Origin of the sequence: Bacteroides sp., assembly GCA_036351255.1 — a bacterium.
GTDB lineage: Bacteria > Bacteroidota > Bacteroidia > Bacteroidales > UBA7960 > UBA7960.
The window spans coordinates 1-2,648 of the sequence record JAZBOS010000082.1 but is presented as its reverse complement, the minus strand read 5'-3'; the positions used below and the strand labels follow the sequence as shown (position 1 = coordinate 2,648).

At 52.6% G+C, this 2,648-nt stretch carries 3 protein-coding genes; all 3 read right to left on the bottom strand.

Going from position 1 to position 2,648, the window contains the following annotated elements; all coding sequences use genetic code 11:
- Positions 1-840, bottom strand: an 840-nt coding sequence (locus V2I46_07635; GenBank protein MEE4177364.1) for a GNAT family N-acetyltransferase, incomplete at its 3' end; no start/stop codon positions are given.
- 370 nt (positions 841-1,210) lie between these two features.
- Entirely contained in the window at positions 1,211-2,251 is a 1,041-nt protein-coding gene (locus V2I46_07630; protein ID MEE4177363.1) for a nucleotidyltransferase family protein, read from the bottom strand.
- The coding region (locus V2I46_07625; GenBank protein MEE4177362.1) for an asparagine synthase-related protein at positions 2,252-2,648 on the bottom strand (397 nt) is incomplete at its 5' end. It lies immediately after the preceding gene.

Genomic DNA, 2,648 nt, shown 5'->3' with positions numbered 1-2,648 from the left:
GTGGCCTTTTTCGCGGGCCCACTGCATGATGTGGTATTTGAGCAGGTCGCCGGGACGCAGGGGAAAGCTTTCGCAGAAGGTGCCGCCCAGGTAGGAGTAGAGGCGGGCGGCGGACAGCAGCACCAGCTCTGAGGCAATCACCTGTCCCTGGTGGAGGGCGTGGAAGTAACAGCAGTGGCCGGGGAGGGTATGTTGCAGCTTTTCGAAGAAGGGGCGCTGCAGGTAATATTGGGGCGCTGCCTGGCGGCGATCGAGGGTATGATGATAGACCGCCAGGAAGTCATCGAGACGGCTGCCCGTGGGGTCGGTTTCGATTGTGATTCCGGCCGCCTGTGCCGTGTGGATGTTCTTGCGGACCTTGTGGCGGAAACCCTGCCAGAGGGCATCGTGACTGAGGCTGAGGTCGACCACGATGTTGTCGTTGTGGTGCACCACCTCCCCGTAATAAGCCTTCGGTGCCTCGCTGAACAGGGAAAAACGCACAAACTCCGTGATCACCCTGTTCTCCACTGCCCATTGCCCGAGGGCGGCATAGAAGTCCCTGAAAAGGTCCTGGCCGGCTTTCCCGCTGACCACCACCGGTCCCCCGTAACCATAGGGGGTGACCATATCATACGCTTCACCGATCTCCGGCTTCCAGAAGGGCTCATCCCGCAAGTCTCGCAGCAGGAAGGGATAGAGGACGCTGCCCTGTCCGCCTTCCCAATACAAGGCCCTGGCGGTGGTCTTCCCGTCCTCAAACAAGGCGGCACAGGCAGGGTGGGCGAAGACTTCGGGGTCTTTGCTTTGCTGCCAGAGGCTGAGCCAGGTCTTATCGTTTGAGGTCAGCAGGGTGAGCATATCCGCAAAAGTAAGAAGTAAAAAGTAAAAAGCGAAGAGGCGAGGATGCGAGGACGCGAAAGACAGTAGGCAGTAAGAAGTAGAAAGTAAGAAGTAAAAAGCGAAGACGCGATCCCATGCCCCATGCCCCATGCACCTTGCCCCATGCCCCTTGCTCCATGCCATTTTCAGTAAGCAGTAGGCAGTAAATAGTAAGCAGGAAAATCCGTGGAATTTTCTTCCGCGATCATCAGCGCTGAACGAAGTTCATCCGTGGCATCCGCGTTCCATAGAAAAACCAGTAGGAAGTAATTAGTAAAAAGTAGGAAGCAACGGTCCCAAGCCTCAAGCCATAAGCTCCATGCCCCTTGCCCCATGCTCCATGCTGTTTTCATCGGAATCCTCTGAACAGCTTCCAGAAGGGGCCGATCAGGTAATACAGCAAGGGGATGCAGGGGATATATTTGCTGTTGATGGAGTCTGTGGCCAGGAGGTTGTTTTTGATTACGCTAAGCTTGTAGCGCCAGCGGGGGAAGGCGTCCAGGGCGAAATGAAGCCGTTGAAGGTATATCCTGATGGATTTGGTTTCCTCCTCGGTGGTTGTATGGATTTCCTGCAGGCAAAACCTAAATGGTGGTTTCCGGGGGGGCTGAGATGATGGCAGAAGCCTGGATCCCGGGAAGAAATGTTCCAGCAAGGCATTGGTTAGCGCGATCAAACGAAAGGCATTTAAGCTTTTTGCCAGCTCAAGAAACCTCGCTTCGTCAAACCTCACCCTTTCAAGGTATGTCTTTATGTCCACCAGCCATTTCAGGCGGCGATATGCGTGAAAACCACCGTGAACGACCAGGTAAAGAAGCTCGATCTCAGGGTTAAACTGCCTGAATGCCTGTCCTGCCAGTTGAGTTTCCTCCAGCTTATCGTCAATGATCGCATCGAGGGTTTTGGTTGAAACCAGGTCGCTGCCAAACAACCGCCAGTGCAATTCAATGTTTATCCCCGTTTCTTTATGGACCAAAGAACATTCATTGATCATTCGCAGGACCCTTCGCTGGCATGCTTTGTCTTGAGGTAAGGTGAAGGCTTCCGGCTGGTATCCATTCTTTAATAAAACCCTGATCGCCTCGGAAACCTTTTGGGGCTTGATCAGCAAGTCAAAATCACCCGTGATGCGATAACTCGGATCGCCATAAATGCGTTGCGACAGCAGGAAGCCTTTTAAGGGGATGAATGCAATGCCGGCCTCAGTCAAAAGCCTGGATACCCCCAGAAACACGTTCAGCTTAGCCAGCATCTGTGCTTTGGCTTCCCGAAAGCCCCGGCTGCCCTGATCGCCCAGCAAGTCATCAATTTGCTGATGGCTTAACTGATGACGAAAATACAGCTCTTCCCGTCCCAAAGCTTTCAGCCATTGGTTCTCTTCCGTATTCATCTATTGAGCGTATTTCCTGGTAAATTCGTGGATCCATTTCAGCCGGAAAAAGACGTGACGCAGGGATATATCCTGGCCCGGGGGCTTGCCCAGGCTGGCTTTGGCAAGGGCCTTTTCAAATTTTCCAAAATCAAAAAAGTCCAGGGCGGGGTTTTCCCTGAACTCTTCCAGCTGAGAGAGCATATCCTTGAAAATTTTTGTGGACAAATCATCGAGGTGTTTTGTGAGCACCGGATCTGTTTTTGAAGTCGACCATTTGACTTCTTCCGGCAGCCGGTCACCGGTGGCTTCGCGTAGTAAAACCCTCCCAAAGGATTCTATAAAAAGATGATCGGAAGGTATTTTCAGCATAAACTCCACAACTCTCTTGTCCAAAAGGGGATACCTGTATTGAATG

Bases quoted from the DNA above. Each gene is read 5' to 3' on its own strand.
- V2I46_07630 (MEE4177363.1), bottom strand. From the start codon at position 2,251: ATGAATACGGAAGAGAACCAATGGCTGAAAGCTTTGGGACGGGAAGAG.